Raw genomic sequence first — 23,816 nt, 5'->3', positions numbered from 1 at the left:
GGACTTCATGAAGCAAAAGCGGACTCTCGGAACGCCACGGTTGCTGGGCATTGTCTGGCCCTTCATTGCCGTCGTGCTGTTCCAGGCATTGTTAGGCTGCGTCAGTCTCTACGTGCTCTCGGCGGTGCGTGGCTATGTGGCTGGCGAAAGTCTGTGGTCCAAGGGCCAGAAGGACGCCATCTACTACCTGACCCTTTACGCCGATAACCGCGAAGCCGCCACTTACCTCAAATATCAGCAAGCGATTGCCGTGCCCCAGGGCGGGCATGAATTGCGCGTTGCGCTGGACCGTCCCACCCCGGATATCCCCGCCGCACGCCAGGGCATCATCAAGGGTGGCAACCACCCGGACGACGTCTCCAGCCTGATCTGGCTGTACCTCAACTTCCGCCATTTCAGTTACCTGGAAAAAGCCATCGAGCTCTGGACGGTGGGCGACGGCTACTTGTTGCAGCTGGACGATCTCGCCCAGGCAATGCATGGCGCCGTTACTGCCGATCGGGTCAATGCTGACGATGTGCGCCTGTGGAAGGCGCGCATCACGGCCATCAACGAAGGTGTGACACCGGCGGCCAAGGCATTCAGTGATGCCCTGGGTGAAGGGTCGCGGATGATCCTGCGCCTGTTGTTGATCACCAACCTGGCCACGGCCCTGGGGCTGATCGTGCTGGCGTTGCTGCGCACGCACAAGTTGCTGGCCCAGCGTCACGCGTTTGCCGATGCCCTGCAGGCGGAGAAGGAGCGGGCGCAGATTACCCTGGAGTCGATTGGCGACGGTGTCATCACCACCGACGTGGACGGTGCGATTGCCTACATGAACCCCGCCGCCGAAGCGCTGACCCACTGGCAGTCGGCCCAGGCCCAAGGCCTGCCGCTGGCGGCGTTGTTCAAGTTGCTGGATGAGAACGCGGAGCCGGACGGCTTCACCCTGATCGAGCACATCATCAAGGGCGAACTCAGTGGCGGCAGTGAACATTCCAAGTTGATCCAGCGCCTGGACGGCAGCACCGTTTCCGTGACCCTGGTGGGCGCGCCGATTCGCAGCGCCGGCAAGGTCAGTGGCGCGGTGTTGGTGCTGCATGACATGACCCAGGAGCGCCAGTACATCGCCAATCTTTCCTGGCAGGCTACCCACGATGCCTTGACCGGCCTGGCCAACCGGCGTGAATTCGAATACCGCCTGGAGCAGGTACTGCAGCAGGTGACACGCCAGCAAAACGGCCGCCATGCCTTGATGTTTCTCGACCTGGACCAGTTCAAGCTGGTCAATGACACCTGTGGCCACGCTGCGGGTGACGAGTTGCTGCGGCACATTTGCGCGCTGCTGCAATCGGACTTGCGCGAAGGCGATACCCTGGCGCGGCTGGGCGGCGATGAGTTTGGCATCCTCCTGGAGAACTGCCCGGCGCCGGTGGCCGAGAAGATCGCCGAGAGCCTGCGCCACACCGTGCAGAACCTGCATTTCGTGTGGAAGGGCCGGCCGTTCATGACCACCGTCAGCATCGGTCTGGTGCATATCTCACACACCCCGACCACCCTGGAGACGTCCCTGCGCGCCGCCGATATGGCGTGCTACATGGCCAAGGAAAAGGGGCGTAACCGAGTGCAGGTGTATCACGCCGATGACTCGGAGCTGTCCCTGCGCTTTGGTGAAATGGCCTGGGTACAGCGCTTGCACATGGCGTTGGAAGAGAATCGTTTTTGCCTGTACTCCCAGGAAATCTCGCCTCTGGGCCATACCGAAGCGGGCAATGGGCACATCGAAATTCTCCTGCGGCTGCACGACGAGGCGGGGCGAATCATTCTGCCCGACAGTTTTATTCCGGCGGCCGAGCGTTACGGCTTGATGACTTCACTGGACCGGTGGGTGGTGGAGAACGTCTTCAAGATCATCGCGCGTTGCATGCACGAGCGTCCGGGCCGACCTATGGCTATGTGTGCGATTAATCTGTCAGGAATAACCATTGGCGATGACGATTTTCTTGGTTTTTTACGTGAGAAATTCGGCACTTACAACATCCCTCCGGAAACGATTTGTTTTGAAATAACCGAGACAAGCGCTATCGCCAATTTAGGCAGTGCCATTCGTTTTATTAATGAACTCAAAGCGTTAGGTTGCCACTTTTCCCTGGATGACTTTTGTGCCGGAATGTCCTCGTTCGCCTATCTCAAACATTTACCTGTAGACTTCCTGAAGATCGATGGAAGTTTCGTAAAGGATATGCTGGACGACCCGATTAACCGCGCCATGGTCGAAGTGATCAATCATATCGGCCATGTGATGGGTAAGCGCACTATCGCCGAGTTTGTTGAAACGTCGCAGATCGAACAGGCATTACTTGAGATAGGCGTGGACTACGCTCAGGGCTATCTGATCGAACGTCCGCAATTGTTTACCTTCGATAGCCTGCAATGCCGACCTGCGCGGCCGCAGCCCCTGTTATTCAAGGCGCCCGGCACATTCCGCTGAAACTTTGCTGGTCTGTACATCACACTTAAAAAGGAGCCCTACAGTGATCGACACCTTCAACAGAACCGGCCCGCTTATGGAAGCCTCGAGTTACCCCGCCTGGGCGCAGCAATTGATCCTGGACTGTAGCGAGAGCAAGCGTCGGGTTGTCGAACACGAACTGTACCAACGCATGCGCGATAACACGCTCAGCGCCAAGACCATGCGCCACTACCTGATCGGTGGCTGGCCCGTGGTGGAGCAGTTCGCCTTGTACATGGCACAGAACCTCACCAAGACCAAGTTTGCCCGCCATCCGGGGGAGGACATGGCGCGACGCTGGCTGATGCGCAATATCCGCGTGGAATTGAACCACGCCGATTATTGGGTGCATTGGGCGCGTGCCCATGGCGTCAGTCTTGAAGAGCTGCAGGCACAGGACGTGCCACCGGAGTTGCACGCATTGAGTCATTGGTGCTGGCACACCAGTTCGGCGGATTCGTTGATCGTTGCGATTGCCGCCACCAACTATGCCATCGAGGGCGCCACTGGGGAGTGGTCCGCCGTGGTCTGTTCCACCGGCGTGTATGCTGCCGCCTTCCCGGAGGAAGAACGCAAACGCGCGATGAAGTGGCTGAAGATGCACGCCCAGTATGATGACGCGCACCCTTGGGAAGCCCTGGAAATCATCTGCACCCTGGCCGGCACGAACCCGAGCAAGGCCCTGCAGGTGGAGTTGCGCCAGGCGGTGTGCAAGAGCTACGACTATATGTACCTGTTCCTGGAAAGCTGCATGCGCCTGGAACAAGAGAAAGAAAAGGCGCCCGTACTCGTTCGTGAGCGCCAGGCGCGCGTCGCCAGCGAGGCGTGATGCACCCGTGATGGCTGATGCCACTCACTTAAGAAGGATCGCGGTACTGTGGCGAGGGAGCTTGCTCCCGCTGGGGCGCGCAGCGGCCCTGTTGTTTGTTCAAAAAGAAGGGACTGCTACGCAGTCCAGCGGGAGCAAGCTCCCTCGCCACAAGTTACCGATTACCTGCGCCATCTGTTAACTGACTGGCATTGTGATGGCGGGGTTTTACCCCGCCATTGCCAAGCGGTTGCGGCCTTCGCGCTTGGCCACGTACAAGGCATTGTCGGCCCGGCGCAGCAGGCTTTCCGCCGACTCGGCCGCCAATAACGTCGAACAGCCAAGGCTCACCGTCAAGTCGACCCGCGTACCCTCCACCCAGTAATCATGGGCTTGTGCCGCCTGGCGCAAGCGCTCGCCGACCATTCGCGCCGCATCGCGCCCGGTGTTGGAGAGCAGGATCAGAAATTCTTCCCCGCCGAATCGAAACACCATGTCCACGTTGCGCAACTGGCTTTTGATCGCTGCGGCCACGGCGCGCAATACGCTGTCGCCAGCGGCATGACCATGGGTGTCATTGATCTTCTTGAAGTGATCGATGTCCAGCATCAACAGGGACAGCGGGTGCATATGGCGCCGAGCCATGTCAATTTCCCGTTGCAGGGTCTGGTCCATGGCCACGCGGTTGCCGGTTTCGGTCAAAGGATCGCGCAGGGCACTGCGGGTGGCGGCGCGGTAGAGCAGGGCGTTGCGCATTGGGTAAAGCAACGTTGCGAGCAGGGACTCGAGCTGGCCCAGTTCCTCTTCGAGGAAGCGTTGGTTGCGACGGAACACCAGTTCGCCCAAGTGTTCGCCCTCATGGCTCAAGGTGTAGCTCACCGAATGATGGCCGCGATGGCCGAACTCCAGGCGCAGGTCGCTGATCGCGTAGCGGTATTGCAGGGCATCCAGTGGCACCAGGCGTTGCACTTCACGGAAGAACAAGCCGAGGATGCGTTCCGGTTCCAGGCTGGTCTGCAATTGCTGGTTCAGTTGCTGGCGAAGCTGACCGAGGGTGGCGGGGCGATGGGGGCGAAGGGACGGCTGACCAAACCCCAGGCGTTGCAATTTGGCACTGTCAAAGTCAATTGCGTTGGTCTGGGTCGGTGTTTTCATACGTAGGCGGCCTCTAAGCACATGACTGTCTTACAGGCGGGATGAGAGTGGCAAGTGCCAAGCGTCTTACTGTTCCTTCAGTTCCGTAAAACATTGGAAACAGTTTAGACCGCTTTACGCCGGGTTATAAGCCCAGGGCACTGCCACACGTCTTGTCATCGCTTGACCTGCGTGAGTGGGTTAGAGCCAGATTCGTGCCAATCGTTTGAATTAATAAATACCTATATAAATCAATGAACTGGTTTTTCATGAAAACCGTCGACAAACAGTCGCGCCATTTCTCTGACTAATATTGAATGTTTGAAGAGGGGGTTACCAACGTAGAACGGTCAATCTGCGCGATGGAAGTGACCCCTGTCAGCGTCATGGCGACGCGCATTTCCTTGGCGAAAATCTCCAGCAGGTTTTCCACGCCATGCTGACCATCGGCGGCCAGCGCATACACTGCAGAGCGCCCCAGCAGGCAGGCTTTGGCGCCGAGCGCGAGCATGCGCACTACGTCGAGCCCGGAACGAATGCCGGAATCCACCAGCACGGTGAGGTCATCGCCAACGGCCTCGGCAATCGGCGGCAACGCTTTGGCGGTCGACAGCACGCCATCGAGCTGGCGGCCGCCATGGTTGGAGACCACGATGCCGTCGGCGCCGAAACTTACGGCATCCTTGGCGTCCTGCGGGTCCAGGATGCCTTTGATGATCATCGGGCCCTTCCAGAAGTCGCGGATCCACTCCAGGTCTTTCCAACTGATTGACGGGTCGAAGTTGGTGGCCAGCCAGCCGATGTAGTCTTCCAGGTGCGTGGGTTTGCCCAGGTACCTGGAAATATTGCCGAGGTCGTGGGGGCGGCCCATCAAGCCCACATCGAACGCCCATTGCGGCTTGGTCACGGCCTGCAATATCCGCCGTTGCGCCGCATACGGCCCGGACATGCCCGAGTGCGCATCACGGTAACGCGCGCCAGGGGTCGGCATATCCACGGTGAACACCAGCGTCGTCACGCCTGCTGCCTGCGCCCGCTCCAGGGCATTGCGCATGAAGCCGCGATCCTTGAGCACATACAGCTGGAACCAGATCGACTGCGGGCTTTGCGAGGCGACTTCCTCGATCGGGCACACCGACACCGTCGACAGGCAGAAGGGCACACCGGCGTTCGCCGCCGCCTTGGCTGCTTGCACTTCCCCACGTCGCGCATACATGCCCGTCAAGCCGACCGGGCTGAGGATGACCGGCATGGCCAGCTCCTGGCCAAATAGCGAGGTCTTCAAACTCAGGTTGTCGACATTGCGCAAGATGCGCTGGCGCAGGCTGATCTCTGCCAAGTCCGAACTATTGGCGCGCAGGGTGTGTTCGGCGTAGGCGCCGCCATCGATATAGTCGAACAGAAAACGCGGTAACTTGCGCTTGGCGGCAGCACGGTAATCGGAGGCGGACGAAATAATCATGGCTTGGGCTCCACTCGGCAAAGTGGCCCACGATAAGCAAAGTTCTGGCATGATAAAAACAACTTTTATCGCTGCAATCCAGTCGCAAAAGGAATACAGATGAACCTGCGAACCCTGCGAGCGTTTGTCGAAGTGGTGCGCCAGGGCGGTTTTTCCCAGGCGGCCGAGGTGGTATCCCTGACCCAGTCCACGGTCAGCAAGGCGGTCAAGACCCTCGAAGAGGAGTTGGGCACACCGCTGCTCAATCGTCTCGGCCACAAGAACGAACTCACCGCCGCCGGCGAAATTACCTACCGCCGCGCCCTGGTGCTGCTTGCCGAACATAATGACCTGGTGGTGGAGATCAACGACCTGCGCGGTCTCAAGCGCGGCGTGCTGCGCATCGGTCTGCCACCGGTAGGTTGCGGCGTACTGTTTGCGACAATGTTCGCTACCTACCGCACGCGCTACCCCGACATCGACATCGAACTCACCGAATACGGCAGCAAAAAACTGCGCGAATGCCTGGAAGCCGGGGAGGTTGACCTCGCGGCCCTGCTGCTGCCGGTGGATGAAGGCTTCGACTACCAGCCTGTACGCAACGAACCGCTGATCGCCGTATTGCCTGTCAGCCACCCATTGGCGCGCCGCGAACGCATCGACTTCACCGACCTGGCAGACTCGCCGTTCATCCTGTTCGAAGCCGGTTTCGCCCTCAACGCGAAAATCCTCGCCGCCTGCGAACGCAAGGGCGTGGTGCCAAAGGTGACGGCTCGTAGTGGGCAGATCGACTTTATCGTCGACCTGGTCACCGCCGGCCTGGGCGTCGCCTTCCTGCCACGGATGCTGGCGCACACACACCAACACGCCGGCATCGCATTGATCCCCTTGGACGAGCCCCACACCGACTGGCATATCGCCCTGGCCTGGCGCGCCAGTGCCCACTTGCCACCCGCCGCGCGCGCATGGCTGGAACTGGCCAGGGAGCAGGCGGTTTCGGCCGGTCATCCCACCACGGCGTGACACACGTCAGAGGAGGCTTGACTTCTTCTTTTTAATCAGTAACATACGGCGCATTCCGCGATAGCTCAGTTGGTAGAGCAAATGACTGTTAATCATTGGGTCCCTGGTTCGAGTCCAGGTCGTGGAGCCAGATAGAGAAAAGCCTGCAGAGATGCAGGCTTTTTTTTGCTTGAAATTTGACCCGGCAACAGCGCGTACCTGAACGACCGCGCCTGTCCGCCATCGCTCTGGGTCTATACTGGCCAGCTTCAAACACATTGAGATCCCCATGAGCACTTCCCTTTCCCTGACCCCGGCGCGCAAGCCGTTCGCGCCATTGGTGGCCTTTATCGTCCTGATGGCGGGCGCCGTCTTCCTGCAAAACACAGTGGGTGTGCGCCAGGTGTTGTTGCTGGTCGTCGGCGCCGCATTGGGCTTGACGCTGTACCACGCCGCCTTTGGTTTTACCTCGGCCTGGCGCGTGTTTATCAATGATCGACGCGGCGCCGGCTTGCGCGCGCAGATGGTGATGCTGGCGGTAGCGGTGTTGTTGTTCTTCCCGGCGCTGGGCGCGGGCAGCTTGTTCGGCCAGCCGGTGGTCGGGCTGGTGGCGCCGGCCGGAGTGTCGGTGGTATTCGGCGCGTTTATCTTCGGCATCGGCATGCAGTTGGGCGGCGGTTGCGCGTCGGGCACCCTGTTCACCGTGGGTGGCGGTAATGCGCGCATGCTGGTGACTCTGTTGTTCTTTATCTGCGGATCGTTGATCGCTACGCACCACGTTGACTGGTGGTTTGCCTTGCCGTCGTTCCCGCCCGTTTCAATCGTCAAAAGTTTCGGCGTATTGCCGGCGTTGCTCCTGAGCCTGGCTGTATTCGCGCTCATTGCGCTGGTGACCGTGCGCCTGGAGAAGGGCCGCCACGGTCAGCTTGAAGCCGGCGTGACCAGCGAACATCAGGGGCTGCGCCGTTTCCTGCGCGGGCCGTGGCCGTTGGTGTGGGGGGCGATTGGCTTGGCCTTGCTCAACTACGCCACGCTGGCTTTGGCCGGGCGGCCATGGGGCATTACTTCAGCGTTCGCGCTGTGGGGCGCCAAGGTGGCGAGCGGGCTGGGGGTGGACGTGGCCAGTTGGGCGTTCTGGCAGGTGCCGGGCAATGCCAAGGCCCTGGCCGCACCGGTTTGGGAAGACATCACCAGCGTCATGGACATCGGCATTATTCTTGGCGCGCTGTTGGCCGCCGGCCTAGCCGGGCGTTTCGCGCCGAGCTTGAAGATCCCGGCGCGCTCGTTGATCGCGGCGGTCATCGGCGGCTTGCTGCTCGGGTATGGTTCGCGCCTGGCGTACGGCTGCAACATTGGCGCCTACTTCAGCGGCATTGCCTCGGGGAGCCTGCATGGTTGGCTGTGGCTGGTGGCCGCGTTTATCGGCAATAGCGTGGGCGTACGCCTGCGACCGTTTTTCTTCGCCGGCGAACGGCCACAGGTCGCCTTGAGTGGTTGCTGAACGAGCGGTTCATAGTCGCCTGGCTGGCAGCTGCCGGCCATGGCATCCACTGGCATGTCCGAATCCGTCCTGAATCGGTCCGCCTTGCGCCTGTTGTGCATCCGGCAGGGTCTTTACCATGGCTTGCAGCACTGCCTCCATACATAAGCCAAAAGGACCCGCCATGAACCGCAAAGCCCTGATCGTGATTGATGCCCAGCATTCTTTCCGTCATTCACCCTACTGGTCCGAAAACGACCTGCCGGATTACCTCGCAAACCAGCAGGCCCTCATCGACGGCTGTGTTCAGCAGGGCATCCCGGTGGTACAAGTCTTTCATGTGGAAGACCAGGGGCACTTTTCGATGGCATCGGGTAACGTCAAGACATTGAGCGAGTTATCGATCGATCCGCAGCTGGTCATTCATAAGCACTACCACAGCGCCTTTGCCGGTACGTCGCTGGCCGCGCGCCTCACGCAGATGGGCGTCACCACCTTGATCATCAGCGGCATTCGTACCGAACAGTGCTGTGAAACCACCACGCGGCAGGCCTCGGACAGCGGTTTTAACGTCGACTTCGTCAGTGAGGCTACGCTGACCTTCCCGATGACCCACGCACGCAGCGGCCGGGTGTACACCCCGACGGAGATTCGCGAGCGTACGGAACTGGTGCTGGAGGATCGGTTTGCGCGCATCGTCACCGTCGCCCAGGCATTGGCGGGGTGAATCCATGAGCGTGCCGGTGCTGTTCGTGCTGTTGCCCAATGTGCTGATGCTCGACCTGGCGGGGCCTGCCGAAGTGCTGCGCCTGGCCGCGCAGGCCGACGACCCGGCGGCCGTGGAATTCGAGCTGCAGTACGTCAGCCCGGTGGCATCCCTGAACAGCTCCATCGGTTTGCCGTTAACCGGTCTGGCACCCTTGCCGACCCGCTTGGCGCCGGGCACCCTGGTGGTGTTGGTCGGCTCCAGCATGAAGGTGGACAAAGCACGCCAGCAGGCCTTCGAATCCGCCAGCGACAGCCTGGTGCAGTGGCTGCAGACGGTGTTCGCGCCCTCTGCCGAACGTTTGATATGCGTGTGCGCCGGTGCGCTGACTGCCGCCCGTGCCGGCCTGCTCGACGGGCGCCAATGCACCACGCACCACACGCTGTGCGCCACCCTCCAGGCCCTCGCGCCCAAGGCCCGGGTCCTGGAAAACCGGCTGTACGTCACCGATGGTCGGGTCAGTTGCAGCGCCGGGATCACCGCCGGTATCGATTTGATGCTGCACTTGATCGCCGAGCGTGCCGGGCCAAGGCTGGCGTGCGCCGTCGCGCGGGACATGGTGGTGTACCTGCGTCGCAGCGGCGCTGACCCGCAGTTATCGCCGTGGATAGCCGGACGCAATCACCTGCACCCGGCCGTCCATCGCGTACAAGACGCCATTGCCGCCGCCCCCTGCGACGCCTGGACCGTCACCCGCATGGCGGACCTGGCCTGCACCGGCAGCCGCCATCTGGCGCGCCTGTTCCACGAGCATGTCGGCATCAGCCCGCTGGATTACCTGCACCGTCTGCGCCTGGCCGTGGCTCGCGAGCTGCTGGTGGAGTCGAGCCTGGACATCGAAACCGTCGCCGAGCGCGCAGGCTTTGGTTCGGCGCGCCACCTGCGGCGTATCTGGGGCAAATATGAAACGGGCACGCCTTCAGCGATGCGCCTTATTCAGCCAGCGTCTCAAGGGGCGTAACCGGCTCCTGGCCGGTCTCGGCCGCCAGCTTTAAACGGTCCGCCTTGCTGACGTATGTATCTTTGCTCTTCGGCGCAAGTTTGGCACTGGCCTTTTTGGCCTTGGCCTTGAAGAGCTGCTTGAGTTTTTTCTGGCGGTTCATGTGTGTTGGCCTGATGGGGGAGGGCGCGGATGATACCAGTTTGAAAACTGTGGCCGTGGTCCTGGATTGAAAGGCACCCGTCAAGGATGCGCTGTACCTGCGGCGATGGAGCAAGCGCCTTCGCCACAGATTAATGTGCGAGGAACTTGCTGATCAGCGTGACCACCTGCTGCTGGATCGCCGCCCGAGGCCGCCCGCCCGCGCCATCCTGGCAAATGATGCCGTCGCCGGGCGCATCCTCGTCGAGCATTGCCGCTGCGCCGGGTTTGCACTGCGCCATAAAGCTGAAGTGGCTTGCATCGCTGATTTCCACGTATTGCGATGTTGGGTGAACTCATGGAAAGCCTCCGGTTCGGGCTGCGAGCGTCAGGACAGAATAATGCGAGCCAGGTGACTTTTTACATGGGTTGGCCTACGCCGATCCAAATGTGGGAGGGGGCTTGCCCCCGATTGCGGTGTGCCAGTCAGCCATTTTTTAACTGATAGACCGCTATCGGGGGCAAGCCCCCTCCCACATTGGATGTGTGCTGTGTCAGCGGGGGAAACAGGTGCTAATAGTATCGATCGGCCGCTCGGGCGGGTGCTGGACTAGGGTTTTGCTTGCGGCTTTCATCGCAATTAAAAATTCACTGGCATCACAGGGAGTAGCCAGTAGAGATCCTCGATGCCCTGAGAGGTGGATGAAATGAGCAAATCGAAATTCAAACCCGAGGACATGTCGATCCTCGATCTGGATACATCCGGTACCCGCGTCTACGAAGCTTCACGCTTCCTCGACAATCCGCAGGCTATCAGCGCTTATCTGGCGCAGAGCATGAAGTCTCAGGACCCACACATCCTCATGAAGGCCCTTGCCGAGGTGGCCAAGGCCCAGGGCGTGAACAAGGTGGCCGAGGCGGCGGGAGTTAATCGGGAAAGTCTTTATAAAACCCTCAAAGGTGGCTCCAAAACGCGCTATGAGACGATTCAGAAGTTGATGGTGGCATTGGGGGTGGAGCTGACGGTGCAGCCGATTGCGAGCAAGCAAGCGCCTGGGGCAAAGCCGGCGACGGCCGGCCAATAATCGACCATGACACTGAAGACAGTGGCCGGCTTTGCCTCGAGGTCTCACCGCACCAGGCAAGGTCGCTTGTTGTTGAAGCTCCAACCTGGAATCAGGTACTGCATCGCCACGCTGTCGTCCCGCGCGCCCAGCCCCATGCCTTTGTATAACTCATGGGCCTTGGCCACGGCATCCATGTCGATATCCACCCCAAGGCCCGCCTTGGCCGGCACTTTTACGTAGCCGCCCTCAATCTGCAGGGGCGCCTTGGTCAGGCGCTGGCCGTCCTGCCAGATCCAGTGGGTGTCGATGGCGGTGATCTCGCCGGGTGCGGCGGCGGCCACCTGGGTGAACATGGCCAGGGAAATATCGAAATGGTTGTTGGAGTGCGAACCCCAGGTCAGGCCCCACTCGTTGCACAGTTGTGCCACCCGCACCGAGCCCTGCATCGTCCAGAAGTGCGGGTCGGCGAGGGGAATGTCCACCGATTGCAGCTGGATCGCATGGCCCATTTCACGCCAGTCGGTGGCGATCATGTTGGTGGCGGTTTTCAGACCCGTGGCGCGGCGGAATTCGGCCATGACTTCGCGGCCCGAGTAACCGTTTTCCGCACCGCAGGGGTCTTCGGCATAGGCGAGTACGTGATGCTGGTCACGGCACAGGCGGATCGCTTCCTTGAGTGACCAGGCGCCGTTCGGGTCGAGGGTGATGCGCGCATCGGGGAAGCGTTCGGCCAGGGCCGTAACGGCTTCGATTTCTGCATCGCCACTCAGCACGCCGCCCTTGAGCTTGAAGTCGTTGAAGCCGTATCTGGCTTTGGCGGCTTCGGCCAGGCGTACCACGGCGTCGGCGGTCAGGGCTTTCTCGTGGCGCAGGCGGAACCAGTCGTCGTCGGCGTCGGCCTCGTTGCGATAGGCCAGGTCCGTTGCGCTGCGGTCACCGACGTAGAACAGATAACCGAGCATTTTCACCGCATCGCGTTGCTGTCCCTCTCCGAGCAGGGCCGCCACCGGGACTTCGAGGAATTGCCCGAGCAAGTCGAGCAGGGCTGCCTCCATCGCGGTAACGGCGTGAATGGTGATACGCAGATCAAAGGTTTGCAGCCCACGACCGGCCGCGTCCCGTGAGGCAAAGGTGGTGCGCATTTGATTGAGGATGCGCTGGTACTGCCCGATGGGCTGGCCGATCACCAGGCCGCGCGCGTCTTCCAGGGTTTCGCGGATGCGCTCGCCACCGGGCACTTCGCCTACGCCGGTGTTGCCGCAACTGTCCTTGAGAATGACGATATTGCGGGTGAAATAAGGTCCGTGGGCGCCGCTGAGGTTCAGCAGCATGCTGTCGTGGCCGGCGACCGGGATGACTTGGAAATGGGTGACAACAGGCGTGTTCATGGCAAAGTCCTTATACGCTCAAATAGATTTGCTGACGGCGGCGCCGGTGGGCGCAACGCTGGGCGACATCAAGCCGGCAGACGGTGACGTCTTGGCGAAAAACACCAGGATGGCCGCGAGCACAGAGGTGCCGGCCAGGCCGTAAAGCCCGCCCTGGATCGAGCCGGTGGTTTGTTCCAGGAAGCCGAAGGTGGTCGGTGCGACAAAGCCACCCAGGTTGCCGATGGAGTTGATCAGCGCGATCACCGCGGCGGCAATGCGCACGTCGAGGTAGCCCTGTGGGATCGGCCAGAACAGCGAAGAAGCGGATTTGAAACCGATGGCCGCAAAGCAGATGGCCACGAAGGCGAAGATCGGCCCGCCAGTGGTGGACATGAACATCCCGGCTGCCGCGATCAACAAGGCTGCCGCGACCCAGGCCTGCTGAAATTTGAATTTGCCCGACAGCGATGCGAAGGCGTACATGGCGATGATCGAGATCAGCCAGGGAATCGAGTTGAAGAACCCGACCTGCACATCGCTCAGGTCACCCATTTTCTTGATGATGCTCGGCAGCCAGAACGTCGCCGCATAGATCGTCAGTTGGATGCAGAAATACAAGGCGCAGAACAGCATGATCTGACGGTCCTTGAGCAGTTTGCCGATGGTCGGTTTGACCGTGGTCAGGGCTTCGCGATCACGCTGTTCCTGATCGATGGCGCCCACCAGCGCGTCCTGTTCTTCGCGGCTCAGCCACTTGGCGTCATGGGGCTTGGAGTCCAGCCAGAACCAGACGAAGAAGCCCAGCGCCACCGAGGCCAGGCCTTCGATGGCGAACATCCATTGCCAGCCGTGAAAGCCCAAGCCTTCAATCTGCAACAGCGCACCCGACAGCGGGCCGGAGATCAGTGAAGCAACCGCCGAGCCACTGAGGAAAATCGCAATGGCTTTGCCGCGCTCCACGCCTGGCAACCAGCGGGTGAAGTAGTAAATCACGCCTGGGAAGAAGCCCGCTTCAGCCACGCCCAGCAAAAAGCGCAGGATGTAGAAGTGGGTTTCGTTCTGGATGAACGCCATCATCGTGGCGACGATGCCCCAGGTGAACATGATGCGGGTCAGCCAGATGCGCGCGCCGACTTTTTGCAGCAGCATGTTCGACGGCACTTCGAAGATCGCGTAGCCGATGAAGAACAGCCCGGCACCGAAGCCATAGGCCGCCGCGCCGATGCCCAAGTCGTGCTCCATATGCGTGCGCACGAAGCCGATGTTGACCCGGTCGATGTAGTTGAGGATGAACATGATCACGAACAGTGGGAGCACATGGCCCTTCACTTTGCTCACGGCGCGAGCGAGCACCGAATCAGTTTCTGGTGTGGCAGATGCATGGCTTGAATTGTTCACAATTCAAAACTCCCCCTGATTTGTTTTTATGCGGGTTTGCGTGTCTTGTTGCCAGACATCATACAAGTTGTTTTTTGAAAACCGCAATGCGTTGGGATCTGTATTTATTCTTATAAAAGCGGCGAGCAGGCTTTCTTTTGGTTATTTATCAGGTTTTTAATGGGTTTTTTAAGCCTTGTAGCCGCCGGTACCCCCGGCAAAAAATCCCCAATACAGGAATGGCACTGAAGTGTTTAAGATTGGTTGTCATACAAGTCAATCGTTTCACGAATCAACCCAACGCCGCGCCTGAACCCAGTGTTAAGCTCCCACCAGCCCAACCCCGTGGAACCTGGCAATGCCCATTGAAAACGCCCCCGCTGTGCGCAAACGCTCCACCAACCTGGCCCAGGGCGTGGTCGACGCACTGACCCAGCGCATCCTGCTCGGGCAGCTCAAACCCGGTGAAAAACTGCCGTCCGAATCCACCATCGTGCTTGAGCACGGGGTCAGCCGTACGGTGGTGCGCGAAGCCATCTCCAAGCTGCAAGCCTCTGGCCTGGTGGAGACGCGCCACGGCATCGGCACCTTCGTGCTGGCACAACACCCCCAGCAAGGCTTGCGCCTGCATGTGGACACGGTCGCCAGCGTGCGCAACATGCTGGAGTTGCGCCTGGGCCTGGAAGTGCAAGCCGTGGCGCTGGCCGCGCTGCGCCGTACTGACGAGCAACTGGCGCACATGCGTCAGGCGCTGGACGACTACCAGGCCTCCCTGGCCAACAACGACAGCTGCGTGGAAGAAGACAAGCGCTTTCACCAACTGATCGCCGAGGCCACCGGCAACACGTTTTTCAGCGAAATCATGCAGCACCTGGGCACCGCGATGATCCCCCGCGCCCTGGTGCTGGGCGCCGAGCGCGGCGGCGCGGATTTTGCCAAGCTGGGGCAATTGGCGAATCTGGAGCATGAGGCGATCTTCAATGCGCTCAAGCGCCAGGACCCGGATGCCGCGCGGGCGGCGATGGTGCTGCATTTGACCAATAGCCGGGATCGATTTTCCGGCGAATGACAAGGAATCCCTGTTGAACGAACACACATTGTCCATGCGCCTGGAGCGCGTGGCGGCATGGGTGCCGGTCGGCGCGCGCCTGGCTGATATCGGCTCGGACCATGCTTACCTGCCGGTGGCGCTGATGCGTCGTGGCGTCATTACCGGGGCCGTGGCGGGAGAGGTCGCGGCCACGCCCTTTCGCGCGGCCCAGCGCACCGTGTGCGCCAACGACCTGGAGCAGTGCATCCGCGTACGCCGGGCCGATGGTCTGGCAGCCATCGAGCCGGACGACGCCATCACCGCTGTCAGCCTGTGCGGCATGGGCGGCGAGACGATCCGCGACATCCTCGACAGCGGTAAAGCGCGGTTGAGCGGCCAGGAACGCCTGATCCTGCAACCCAATGGCGGCGAGCAACCGTTGCGCCACTGGTTGATGGACAACGGCTACCGAATCCTGCACGAGGAGCTGCTGCATGAGAACCGCTTCTACTACGAAATCATCGTCGCCGAACGCAGCGGGCTGGTGAACTACACCGATGAGCAGCTGTACTTCGGGCCGCTGCACCTGCAGGCGCGCACCCCGATGTTCGTGGCGAAATGGCAACGCCTGCTGCGCGAGAAACACAAGACGCTTGCCGGTTTCGAGAAGGCCAGGCAGTCGGTGCCGCAAGCAAAACGGCAAGAAATTGCCCAGCAAATCCAATGGATTACCCATGTGCTGGGCTGAACGCCGCCGCGAACAGCGTAGCGCCCCCGAAACTTTTGTCCCCGGCGGTTACAGAGCGTGCCCGCCACTGAGTGCTTTTGCCCCATTTTCGCGCACCGCCGGCCGGTTTCACGGTGCCATCACGCCTATCGCCAAGGTTTCAACCTGCGGCCCATATCTTGCTAATCAATGACATGGCATTTTGCCGTTAGTTATTTCACACGCTGTGAAGCTTGAGTTTGTTCAGGGGAGTTGCAGGGCATGCAAAGACTTTTATCACCGGGTATCCGCCTGCTTGGACGGTTCGGTTTCGCGCGCAAGTTCCAGGTGCTGTTCTTCCTGTTCATGCTGCCGCTGGCCGGGAGCCTGTGGATGATCGGCCAGGATTACCGCGACAAGCTCGCGGTGATCTCCAGCGAACAGTCCGGTGTGCGCCAACTGTTGGCGCTGGACTCGCTCGATGTGCAACTGACCGCCCAACGCAACCTGGCCGCCCGCTGGAAAGCCCTGGACATCCTGCATACGCCAACCCCTGCCGCCCAGGCCGCAATGGACAAGGTCGACGCTGGCAGCCCAGTGATCCAACAAGGCCTGCAAACCCTGGGCGACGCGCTCAGAACCCATAACGCCAGCGCTGATACCCTGGCGCGCTTCGACACCTTGCAGGCAGCGGTCAAGGGCATGGACACCCAGGCCCTGCGCACCGTCGGCTGGTGGCCGGATGGCTATGACCGCTTCACCGCCGCCCTGACCGCTATGCAATCGCTGCGCGAACAGATCACCCTGGATGCCGGCCTGATCCTCGATCCATGGCTGGAAACCTACCTATTGATGCAGATTTCCAGCCAGCACACCCCGGACCTGATCGAGCGTATCGGGCGCACGGCCAGCGTCGGCCAATCCTCGATCGCCTCGGGCCAGTTCACCCTGCAAAGCCGTTTGCAGATGCGCGACCTGCGCGGCCGCATCGGAGATGCGCGCGACCAGTTGGTCAAGGCAGCAGGCGCGCTCAAAGCCAGGCAATACCCAGGCCTCGAGCCTTGGACGGTGCAATACGCAACCAGCCTGCAACGCCTGGACAGCGAGCTGAAGACCCTGGACGAGGGCGTCTTCGGCGGCACCATCAAGCTCGACACCGCCGCGTTCGACCAAAGCGTTGACGCCATGCTCGCGGCCTTGGGCGCGTTGCGCAGCCAGTCGCTGCATTCGCTCGACGCGCGCTTGAGTTACTACCGTGAGCGCTCGCTGCAGCACTTCATCCCCGTGGCGGCGACGTTCAGCCTGCTGGCGCTGGCGGCGTTGTACCTGTTCGTCTGCCTGCAAGCGTCGATCCGCCGCAGCGCCAGCGGCATCACGACGCTGGCCGAGTCCTTGCGCGACGGCAACCTGCGCGTCGAAGTGGCGGTGGAGGGGCGCGACGAACTGGCCGCCATCAGCACGGCGCTCAACGTCGCCGTGGTGCAACTGCGCGCCAGCCTGCTCGGCGTCAATCATGAAACCCAGCAGCTGGGCGCCACCGTGCTCACTCTCAACGCGCAATCGGGCAGCACCCTCACCGAAGTCGAAGACCAGCAACACCAGATCAGCCAGATTGCCGCAGCCGCCACCCAATTGGCCGCCACCTCCCTGGGGGTCGCCAAAAGTTGCGAGCAGGCTGCCGACAGCGCCCAGCAGACCCGGCGTATCGCCGAGGACAGCAGCCGCGACAGCCAGCGCACCACGGCCAGCATCCAGCAACTCAACCAGCGCCTGACCGACACCGCCAACGCGCTGGAACAAGTCAGCCAACAGGGCCAGCAGATTCAATCGGTGGTCGACACCATTCGTGGCATCGCCGAGCAGACCAACCTGCTGGCCCTCAATGCCGCCATCGAAGCCGCCCGCGCCGGCGAGCAAGGCCGCGGATTTGCCGTGGTCGCCGATGAGGTGCGCAGCCTGTCGCAACGCACCCAGGCGTCCACCGCACAGATCGCCAGCACCGTGGACAGCCTGCGCGCCACGGTCAGCCAGGCCGTCAGCCTGATGGGCGCCGCCTGCAACCAGGCGCTCAGTGACGCCGAATCCGTCACCGGCCTGGGCACGCGCCTCGGCGAAATCGCCGGTGCCGTGCAGAACGTCACTGACACCCTGGCGCAAATCGCCGCCGCCGTGGAAGAACAGGCCACGACGGCCGACGAGGTGAGCGGCAATATCCAGCAGGTGGACCAGGCGGCCGGGCGCTTGCTCGACGGCGCACGGGCGGTCAATCAGGCCGCCGACAGCCTGAGCAAGGGCAGCCGGGCGTTGAGTGCTAACACGGCGCGGTTTCGATTGGACTGAGCGCCCATTCAGGGCACTCTGCCGCCGTCGTGTAGTCTTCTCCTTAACCCTAACGGAGCTGCCCCCCTATGATTACCGTTCACCACCTCAACAATTCGCGCTCCCAGCGCATCCTCTGGTTGCTCGAAGAGCTGGGCCTGCCCTACGAGATCAAGCGCTACCAGCGCGACCCGAAAACCAACCTCGCGCCTCCCGAGCTCAAGGCCATTCACCCGCTGGGCAAATCGCCGGTGATCGAGGACGGTTCCCGTGTACTGATTGAATCGGCCGCCATCATCGACTACCTGATCCGCCGCCACGGCAACGGTCAATTTCAACCCGATCCGGCCAGCGCCAGCTACGACCAATACGTGCAGTGGCTGCATTTCGCCGAGGGCTCGGCCATGCTGCCGTTGATGCTCAACCTCTACGTCGGGCGCCTGGGTGAAGCCGGCGCACCGCTGCATCCGCGCATTGAATCAGAGCTGGCCAACTACCTCGGCTACCTGAATGACGTGCTCGGGCAAACCCCGTACCTGGTGGGTAACGAGCTGACCGGTGCGGACATCCAGATGAGCTTTATCGGCGAGATTGCCAAGGCGCAGGGCAAGCTGCAGGCGTACCCGAACCTGGCGGCATGGGTAGACAAGCTCCAGCAACGACCGGCTTATCGCAAGGCAGTGGAGCAGGGCGGCGAGTATGCGTTCGCCAAATAGAGGCGCATGAAGGACCGCTGAACCTTTGCGCCAGGCAGCGCTCACTTAACCAGTGGCGCTGTCTTCTGGTCGAAAGGAATCTGCATGCATCCCATCTCGTCAACCCTCCCCGTAGAACGCGAACTCAGCCTGCGGGCAGTCATCACCGGGGTCCTGCTCGGCATCCTGCTGACCCCGTCCAATGTGTACGCGGGCCTGAAGATCGGCTGGTCGTTCAACATGTCGATCATCGCGTTGCTGATTGGCTATGCGGTCTGGCAGGGCCTGGCCAAACGCTCTGCTGCGGCGGTGCCGTGGACGCTGCACGAAAGCAATATCAACCAGACCGTCGCCTCGGCCGCCGCGTCGATCATTTCCGGCGGGCTGGTCGCGCCCATCCCGGCCTATACCTTGCTCACGGGTAACCAGCTGGAGGCGATCCCGATGATCGCCTGGGTGTTTTCGGTGAGCTTCCTGGGGATCTGGATCGCGTGGTACCTGCGGCCCTCATTGCTCAATGACAAGGCGCTGAAGTTTCCCGAAGGCATGGCCACCCTGGAGACCTTGCTGCATATCTACAACCACGGGCGCGAAGCCGCGACACGCTTGAAAGTGCTGCTCAGCGCCGCCATGTTGTCGGGGCTGGTCAAGTGGGTGGATACCTTCCTGTGGGCGCTGCCGCGCTGGTCGCCGACCGCACAGCTTGAGCGACTGACGTTCACCGCAGACCCCTCGCTGCTGTTACTGGGGTTCGGCGGCATCATCGGCATTCGCGTCGGCCTGACCTTGCTGCTCGGCGCCGTGCTGGCCTGGGGCGGGCTGGGGCCATGGCTGTTGGCGCAAGGGCTGGTGAACATTCCGGCTGGCAGCAGCGGCCCCCAATTCGCCGCGCTGGTGGAATGGCTGCTGTGGCCGGGGGTGAGCCTGATGGTGTGTTCCACCCTGGCGTCATTGGCGATTCGGTTGTGGGCGCTGCACCGCTCCACCCGGGCTGGCGGCGGCACCCCGTGGACGCTGCCCAAGCCGGGCCCGGCCGCCGGCTTCATCCTGGCGATCGGCTTGGTGGTGAGCCTGCAGGCGCTGTTGTTCGGTATCAACCTGTGGATGGCGCTGTTGACCATTCCCCTGGCAATCTGCCTGGCTGCCGTGGCGGCGCGGGTGGTGGGGGCCACTGGTATACCGCCGATTGGCGCAATCGGGCAGCTGTCCCAACTGAGCTTCGGCATCGCCGCGCCGGGGCAGGTGCCGATCAACCTGATGAGCGCCAACACGGCCGGCGGTTCGGCCGGGCAATGCACGGACTTGATGAACGACTTCAAGGTGGGCAAGGCGATTGGCGCCACGCCACACAAGCAGGTTATCGCGCAAATCCTGGGGATTTTCGTCGGCAGCATCGTCGGCGTATTTGCCTACCTGGCACTGATCCCCGACCCCCAGAGCATGCTGCTCACCGAGCAATGGCCGGCGCCGGCCGTGGCCACCTGGAAAGCCGTGGCGCAAACCCTGACCCACGGGCTGAACTCACTGTCGCCGAGCATTCGCTGGGCGATTGCCATCGCGGCCTTGATCGGTGCAGTGCTGGGTGTGCTCGACAGCATGTTGCCTGTCGATCGTGCCCGCTATCTGCCCAGCGCTGCGGCATTGGGACTGGCGTTTGTATTGCCGGCCTCCGTGTCGCTGATGATGGCGTTGGGGGCGGTGGTGACCTGGGCGATCAGCTGCCGCTGGCCAAGCCTTACCGAGCGTTTTGCGATTACCGCAGCGGCCGGGCTTATCGCCGGCGAGAGCATCACCGGCGTGGGGGCTTCCTTGTGGCAGATGATGATGCAGGCGGGTTGACGCACGAACGGTGCGTGATTTGCCAGGTGGAACTGTTCGTGGACGTTCGCCACTCATAGTCCGCCCCTCTTACATGCATTGAAAGGGGGCATCTGGATAATTCAGGAAGGTCGATTATAACCGCTTGAGGCACAGTGGCTGACGCTTGAGGGCATAGGCTGTGAATTCTGATATATCGAAAATACTACGCGAGACTTTATTGGATTTTGGCGTGCCCCAAGAACAAATAGGGCACTTTGATCGTCACTCGTCGATTGTACTTAACTTTAAAACTATCAGCCCGATCATGCTGACTGCTGATCATCACAGGGTGTGGATGTGGAGTGAGTTAAATACCTTGAACGGCGCCACGCTGAATACTCATGCAGAAAAACTGCTGCTTGCACTGCAATACCCATTGCCATCGGTAGTCACGGGCCAGGCCGTGTTGGGTAAAGGTCTACGTGGTTACGAAGTCAAGGCTTTGCTGGATGATATGTGTAGTGGTTCAGCCACACATCTGCAGGGGGCGTTGGATGGGTTTTTCAGGCTGATGATATCGCTGCACGGCATTTTCAAGTAAGCATCGTCCGACGTTAGTTATCTTATCCAATGGGAGTGAACACTGTGCCGATTAACAATACTACCGTTTTAAGAGCGTCGGCCGAGCTAGCGTCTGACCCTGACAGCAACTTGAAGAATGTCGAGTTCGTGAAGAACTTCGATTACCTGAAAAACAAGCCAATTGAACTGCAGTCGAACGCAGTGCCCACAGTCACGCTCAACGCTGAGGGGCAGGCGCGCCCGGTCAGTTTTCTCTACGGCGACGCGCAGCCCGCGCAAATCAGAAATGGCGCCATTTATAACGCCGTTATCACCAGTGATATCGTTGAAAAATACTCTCAGGACCGTATCTTGCCGGGCAAGGCGCTAATCAAGGATGGTGCGCTGAGCCTGGGGTTGAACAGGTTCAGGATGGCGGGGCCGACTGAAACCCAAACTCAGAAAATTCTCACTCGACTGCGCAGTATCCACGATCCTGATCAGCGTAAAGCAGAGCTGGTCAAGCTGGTCGTCAACGGCTCAGCGCAAGCTGCTGACGGTGCGATGAAGCTGAAAATGGTCAACGACCCGGTACGGCGTGCATTCGAGAGCTACTATGCCAAACATGCGTTGCAGGATTACTTCCGCTCGCCGGACATTTATAAAACCTTCTGCGCTATCTCAAACAACCAGGTGAATTACATCAAGGACAACTATGTCAGCGCACCGTTGTTCGAGAAATATGAGGCCGCTTGGAAAAATCAGAGTTTCGACACCCGCATCGTCGGTTTGGATCAGCTTCAGGGTTTCTACACGCGTGCCGAGAAAACCTTGGAAACCTTGAATATTTCACCCGAGGCCAGAGCGGCCTTGTTTGATATCTACAAACACCGATATTTGAGCTACGCGCTGAAAAATGAACCGGATGCCGAGGCAAAACTCCCGGCAGGTCATTGGGACGGTGTGTTTGATCCCATCAGGGCACCGGGCAAAGGCCGTATAGAACTCAATGCCCGAGAAGGCAACCTGTTCAGGCAGGCAGACAGTTATAACGTCGGTATTTTGCGAAACATCGACGCGGCGCCCAGGGATTTGCGCCTGAACGAACCTTTTAATATTACGTATGAAAATGACTACAAGAACCAGTTGTTAGCCAGCGCCAGCACCCGTTGCCCCGACAGGCTTGAGATGCAGGATCCTGAACATCCTGATGCATCCCAACCCGGTTCTTATATGAAGACGCTTTTTGAAAAAGGCACAGGGACTTACGTCAACGGGCCGTCGGGTTCAATCGTGATTGAACAGGGGGCGGTACGTGCTTGCAAAGCCGTGCATGCCGATACACACCCTGACGACCTTGAAACCTATTTGGCCATCCAGGCCTTGCTGTTCATTTACGTGGATGGTGGGCACTCGATGGATGAAATTTCATACGCGCTGACGCATCCGAAGGTCCAGCATAAATTGCTTGAGGATTTTTCGGGTAGACCCGGGTTCGAGCATATTGGCGATAAGCTTTTCATGAATTATCACGCCCTGGAAAATGCCGCGAAAGATGCCGCTGCCTTTAATGATGTGCTTAAGGCCAAGGACGCCGCTCACCTGCAAATCACCCATGGCGACCCGGCGCGACAGGCTTCCCGGGCGACCACCAAAGAGTTGGCCTTCGCACAGACCGTCGCGGCGAGAAGCGTGCTTTACAAGCCCAGTGACATCCTGACCGGAGAGCTTGCGGCGGCAGCCAAGGTGTTGCATCGCGTGGTCTCGAACCTGAGCGCAGAACATCAGAAAATGATGGGTGCTCATTTGTTGGGGGAAGGGCGGCTGCTGGCTGGAAAAACGACGGATGACTTGCTTGCAGCATTGGCGCGAGCCGCAGGCGCGCAGGCGGCAACGGGCAGCGTGGCTGCGAGCGCCACCGATAGAGCGGTAGTTATCGCACTGATGGGCGATATCGGCGGGTTTTACACCACCCCCGCCAATGCAGACGAGGGGCTGATGACAGCTCTCAACCATCTGCTCAAAGCCCAGGGGCTGGAGGTGCCGGATACTGTCGCCATCCAGCGCTTGCGTGAGCAAGGCGGCTCTGCGGTTGTCGGCCCGGATAAACGCGCTGAACGAAAGGTCCGTTCGTTCAATTCGCCGGCCGACATGCCTTTTCGAGCAGGCGTACATAACAGCGGGCTGGAAGCGGATAAGGCACTCAATGTCCCTGCATCTGAACGTATTCCTGACAATCGCTGGGCGGTTTTTGACATTGGGACGGCCCGTGTCAAAGAAACGACCGAGCCGCTTGTCGGGCATATGTCAGCGTCGCCGTCCGAGATTTTACAGGCTTGGGACATGCTGCGCGGCGTAAGCGCACACGATCAATACGTGGGTGCGCTGCCCGATGGTCCGCGCGCTCAAGACGGTGGAACCATCATGCCTATGTCGGTCTTGGCGCCGGCCGAGCAGGACCAGCGCTATGCGCGTGCGGCAGGGGCGGGTGCATTTTTGGTCGGCTTGGGTTATCACAGCGCGGTCGAAGTGCTGGAAGGAACGTTGGTTTATACCGGGCAAAGCATCAGAGCCGAAGGCACACTGGATCCTTCCCAGCGTGATTCCGCTGATGTCTTCGGGCATGGGGCGGCAACTGGCCTCATGAGCGAGCTATTCAAGTCCAGTACAGCAGCGTGATGGGCTGTC

At 60.6% G+C, this 23,816-nt stretch carries 20 protein-coding genes, 1 tRNA gene and 1 pseudogene; 15 read left to right on the top strand and 7 right to left on the bottom strand.

The window, feature by feature from the left end:
- Positions 1–7 precede the first annotated feature (7 nt).
- Complete coding sequence (locus C4J93_RS17900) at positions 8–2,470, top strand: EAL domain-containing protein (RefSeq protein WP_124430104.1); 2,463 nt, start codon at positions 8–10, stop codon at positions 2,468–2,470.
- A 76-nt stretch (positions 2,471–2,546) separates the two neighbouring features.
- Entirely contained in the window at positions 2,547–3,320 is a 774-nt protein-coding gene (locus C4J93_RS17895) for a TenA family transcriptional regulator (protein ID WP_372237506.1), read from the top strand.
- Positions 3,321–3,527: 207 nt separating this feature from the next.
- On the opposite strand, the gene C4J93_RS17890 is transcribed toward C4J93_RS17895, so the two are convergent.
- Positions 3,528–4,454: a GGDEF domain-containing protein gene (locus C4J93_RS17890; RefSeq protein ID WP_124363669.1), complete on the bottom strand. Its 927-nt coding sequence runs from the start codon at positions 4,452–4,454 to the stop codon at positions 3,528–3,530.
- A 286-nt stretch (positions 4,455–4,740) separates the two neighbouring features.
- Entirely contained in the window at positions 4,741–5,895 is a 1,155-nt protein-coding gene (gene lldD / locus C4J93_RS17885; protein ID WP_124363668.1) for an FMN-dependent L-lactate dehydrogenase LldD, read from the bottom strand.
- Between the two features lie 99 nt (positions 5,896–5,994).
- Here lldD and C4J93_RS17880 point away from each other — a divergent pair, with 99 nt between their 5' ends.
- The 5 genes from C4J93_RS17880 to C4J93_RS17860 all read left to right on the top strand — a co-directional run bounded on the left by C4J93_RS17880 (position 5,995) and on the right by C4J93_RS17860 (position 10,083).
- Entirely contained in the window at positions 5,995–6,897 is a 903-nt protein-coding gene (locus C4J93_RS17880; RefSeq protein WP_124430103.1) for a LysR family transcriptional regulator, read from the top strand.
- A gap of 54 nt (positions 6,898–6,951) precedes the next feature.
- A tRNA-Asn gene (locus C4J93_RS17875) sits at positions 6,952–7,027 on the top strand.
- Positions 7,028–7,165: 138 nt separating this feature from the next.
- Positions 7,166–8,377, top strand: a complete 1,212-nt coding sequence (locus C4J93_RS17870; protein ID WP_124371325.1) for a YeeE/YedE family protein — start codon at positions 7,166–7,168, stop codon at positions 8,375–8,377.
- Positions 8,378–8,540: 163 nt separating this feature from the next.
- Entirely contained in the window at positions 8,541–9,083 is a 543-nt protein-coding gene (locus tag C4J93_RS17865; RefSeq protein ID WP_124430102.1) for a cysteine hydrolase family protein, read from the top strand.
- Between the two features lie 4 nt (positions 9,084–9,087).
- Positions 9,088–10,083, top strand: coding sequence for a GlxA family transcriptional regulator (locus tag C4J93_RS17860; protein ID WP_124430101.1), 996 nt, complete (start codon positions 9,088–9,090; stop codon positions 10,081–10,083).
- Here the strand turns inward: C4J93_RS17860 and C4J93_RS17855 are convergent.
- Positions 10,055–10,225, bottom strand: coding sequence for a DUF2986 domain-containing protein (locus tag C4J93_RS17855; RefSeq protein WP_124430100.1), 171 nt, complete (start codon positions 10,223–10,225; stop codon positions 10,055–10,057). The genes C4J93_RS17860 and C4J93_RS17855 overlap by 29 nt on opposite strands.
- Positions 10,226–10,355: 130 nt before the next feature.
- Positions 10,356–10,550, bottom strand: a pseudogene (locus C4J93_RS17850) (dienelactone hydrolase); the annotation flags it as partial.
- Between the two features lie 360 nt (positions 10,551–10,910).
- Here C4J93_RS17850 and C4J93_RS17845 point away from each other — a divergent pair.
- Positions 10,911–11,288: an addiction module antidote protein gene (locus C4J93_RS17845; protein WP_124430099.1), complete on the top strand. Its 378-nt coding sequence runs from the start codon at positions 10,911–10,913 to the stop codon at positions 11,286–11,288.
- Positions 11,289–11,332: 44 nt separating this feature from the next.
- On the opposite strand, the gene gudD is transcribed toward C4J93_RS17845, so the two are convergent.
- From gudD to C4J93_RS27780, 3 genes are all read right to left on the bottom strand, one after another.
- On the bottom strand, positions 11,333–12,658 hold the full coding sequence (gene gudD / locus C4J93_RS17840; protein ID WP_124430098.1) for a glucarate dehydratase: 1,326 nt from the start codon (positions 12,656–12,658) through the stop codon (positions 11,333–11,335).
- 18 nt (positions 12,659–12,676) lie between these two features.
- Positions 12,677–14,038 (bottom strand): MFS transporter, encoded by a 1,362-nt coding sequence (locus C4J93_RS17835; protein ID WP_124407757.1) that lies wholly within the window; start codon positions 14,036–14,038, stop codon positions 12,677–12,679.
- Positions 14,039–14,186: 148 nt separating this feature from the next.
- Complete coding sequence (locus tag C4J93_RS27780; protein WP_372238147.1) at positions 14,187–14,288, bottom strand: hypothetical protein; 102 nt, start codon at positions 14,286–14,288, stop codon at positions 14,187–14,189.
- Between the two features lie 87 nt (positions 14,289–14,375).
- On the opposite strand from C4J93_RS27780, the gene C4J93_RS17830 reads away from it, so the two are divergent.
- From C4J93_RS17830 to C4J93_RS17800, 7 genes are all read left to right on the top strand, one after another.
- Complete coding sequence (locus tag C4J93_RS17830) at positions 14,376–15,086, top strand: FadR/GntR family transcriptional regulator (RefSeq protein WP_124367735.1); 711 nt, start codon at positions 14,376–14,378, stop codon at positions 15,084–15,086.
- A 13-nt stretch (positions 15,087–15,099) separates the two neighbouring features.
- Positions 15,100–15,795, top strand: a complete 696-nt coding sequence (locus C4J93_RS17825; RefSeq protein ID WP_124430097.1) for a tRNA (adenine(22)-N(1))-methyltransferase TrmK — start codon at positions 15,100–15,102, stop codon at positions 15,793–15,795.
- A 240-nt stretch (positions 15,796–16,035) separates the two neighbouring features.
- On the top strand, positions 16,036–18,093 hold the full coding sequence (locus C4J93_RS17820) for a methyl-accepting chemotaxis protein (protein ID WP_124430096.1): 2,058 nt from the start codon (positions 16,036–16,038) through the stop codon (positions 18,091–18,093).
- Positions 18,094–18,161: 68 nt separating this feature from the next.
- Positions 18,162–18,788 (top strand): glutathione S-transferase family protein, encoded by a 627-nt coding sequence (locus tag C4J93_RS17815; RefSeq protein ID WP_124430095.1) that lies wholly within the window; start codon positions 18,162–18,164, stop codon positions 18,786–18,788.
- Positions 18,789–18,872: 84 nt separating this feature from the next.
- Positions 18,873–20,606 (top strand): OPT family oligopeptide transporter, encoded by a 1,734-nt coding sequence (locus C4J93_RS17810; protein ID WP_124430094.1) that lies wholly within the window; start codon positions 18,873–18,875, stop codon positions 20,604–20,606.
- Positions 20,607–20,817: 211 nt separating this feature from the next.
- Positions 20,818–21,168, top strand: coding sequence for a type III secretion apparatus InvB (locus C4J93_RS17805; protein WP_177413538.1), 351 nt, complete (start codon positions 20,818–20,820; stop codon positions 21,166–21,168).
- A 44-nt stretch (positions 21,169–21,212) separates the two neighbouring features.
- Positions 21,213–23,807, top strand: coding sequence for a hypothetical protein (locus C4J93_RS17800; protein ID WP_124430092.1), 2,595 nt, complete (start codon positions 21,213–21,215; stop codon positions 23,805–23,807).
- Positions 23,808–23,816: the final 9 nt, after the last annotated feature.

Source organism: Pseudomonas sp. R2-37-08W, from assembly GCF_003851705.1.
Taxonomy (GTDB): domain Bacteria; phylum Pseudomonadota; class Gammaproteobacteria; order Pseudomonadales; family Pseudomonadaceae; genus Aquipseudomonas.
This window is presented reverse-complemented; position numbering and strand designations above follow the sequence as displayed.

Excerpts from the sequence above, each read along its gene's own strand:
- C4J93_RS17865 (WP_124430102.1), top strand. The coding sequence starts at position 8,541 with ATGAACCGCAAAGCCCTGATCGTGATTGATGCCCAGCATTCTTTCCGT.
- C4J93_RS17860 (WP_124430101.1), top strand. The coding sequence starts at position 9,088 with ATGAGCGTGCCGGTGCTGTTCGTGCTGTTGCCCAATGTGCTGATGCTC.
- C4J93_RS17820 (WP_124430096.1), top strand. The coding sequence starts at position 16,036 with ATGCAAAGACTTTTATCACCGGGTATCCGCCTGCTTGGACGGTTCGGT.
- C4J93_RS17855 (WP_124430100.1), bottom strand. The coding sequence starts at position 10,225 with ATGAACCGCCAGAAAAAACTCAAGCAGCTCTTCAAGGCCAAGGCCAAA.
- C4J93_RS17895 (WP_372237506.1), top strand. The coding sequence starts at position 2,547 with ATGGAAGCCTCGAGTTACCCCGCCTGGGCGCAGCAATTGATCCTGGAC.
- C4J93_RS17900 (WP_124430104.1), top strand. The coding sequence starts at position 8 with ATGAAGCAAAAGCGGACTCTCGGAACGCCACGGTTGCTGGGCATTGTC.
- gudD (WP_124430098.1), bottom strand. The coding sequence starts at position 12,658 with ATGAACACGCCTGTTGTCACCCATTTCCAAGTCATCCCGGTCGCCGGC.
- lldD (WP_124363668.1), bottom strand. The coding sequence starts at position 5,895 with ATGATTATTTCGTCCGCCTCCGATTACCGTGCTGCCGCCAAGCGCAAG.
- C4J93_RS17830 (WP_124367735.1), top strand. The coding sequence starts at position 14,376 with ATGCCCATTGAAAACGCCCCCGCTGTGCGCAAACGCTCCACCAACCTG.
- C4J93_RS17880 (WP_124430103.1), top strand. The coding sequence starts at position 5,995 with ATGAACCTGCGAACCCTGCGAGCGTTTGTCGAAGTGGTGCGCCAGGGC.
- C4J93_RS27780 (WP_372238147.1), bottom strand. The coding sequence starts at position 14,288 with ATGACAACCAATCTTAAACACTTCAGTGCCATTCCTGTATTGGGGATT.
- C4J93_RS17815 (WP_124430095.1), top strand. The coding sequence starts at position 18,162 with ATGATTACCGTTCACCACCTCAACAATTCGCGCTCCCAGCGCATCCTC.
- C4J93_RS17845 (WP_124430099.1), top strand. The coding sequence starts at position 10,911 with ATGAGCAAATCGAAATTCAAACCCGAGGACATGTCGATCCTCGATCTG.
- C4J93_RS17870 (WP_124371325.1), top strand. The coding sequence starts at position 7,166 with ATGAGCACTTCCCTTTCCCTGACCCCGGCGCGCAAGCCGTTCGCGCCA.
- C4J93_RS17890 (WP_124363669.1), bottom strand. The coding sequence starts at position 4,454 with ATGAAAACACCGACCCAGACCAACGCAATTGACTTTGACAGTGCCAAA.
- C4J93_RS17810 (WP_124430094.1), top strand. The coding sequence starts at position 18,873 with ATGCATCCCATCTCGTCAACCCTCCCCGTAGAACGCGAACTCAGCCTG.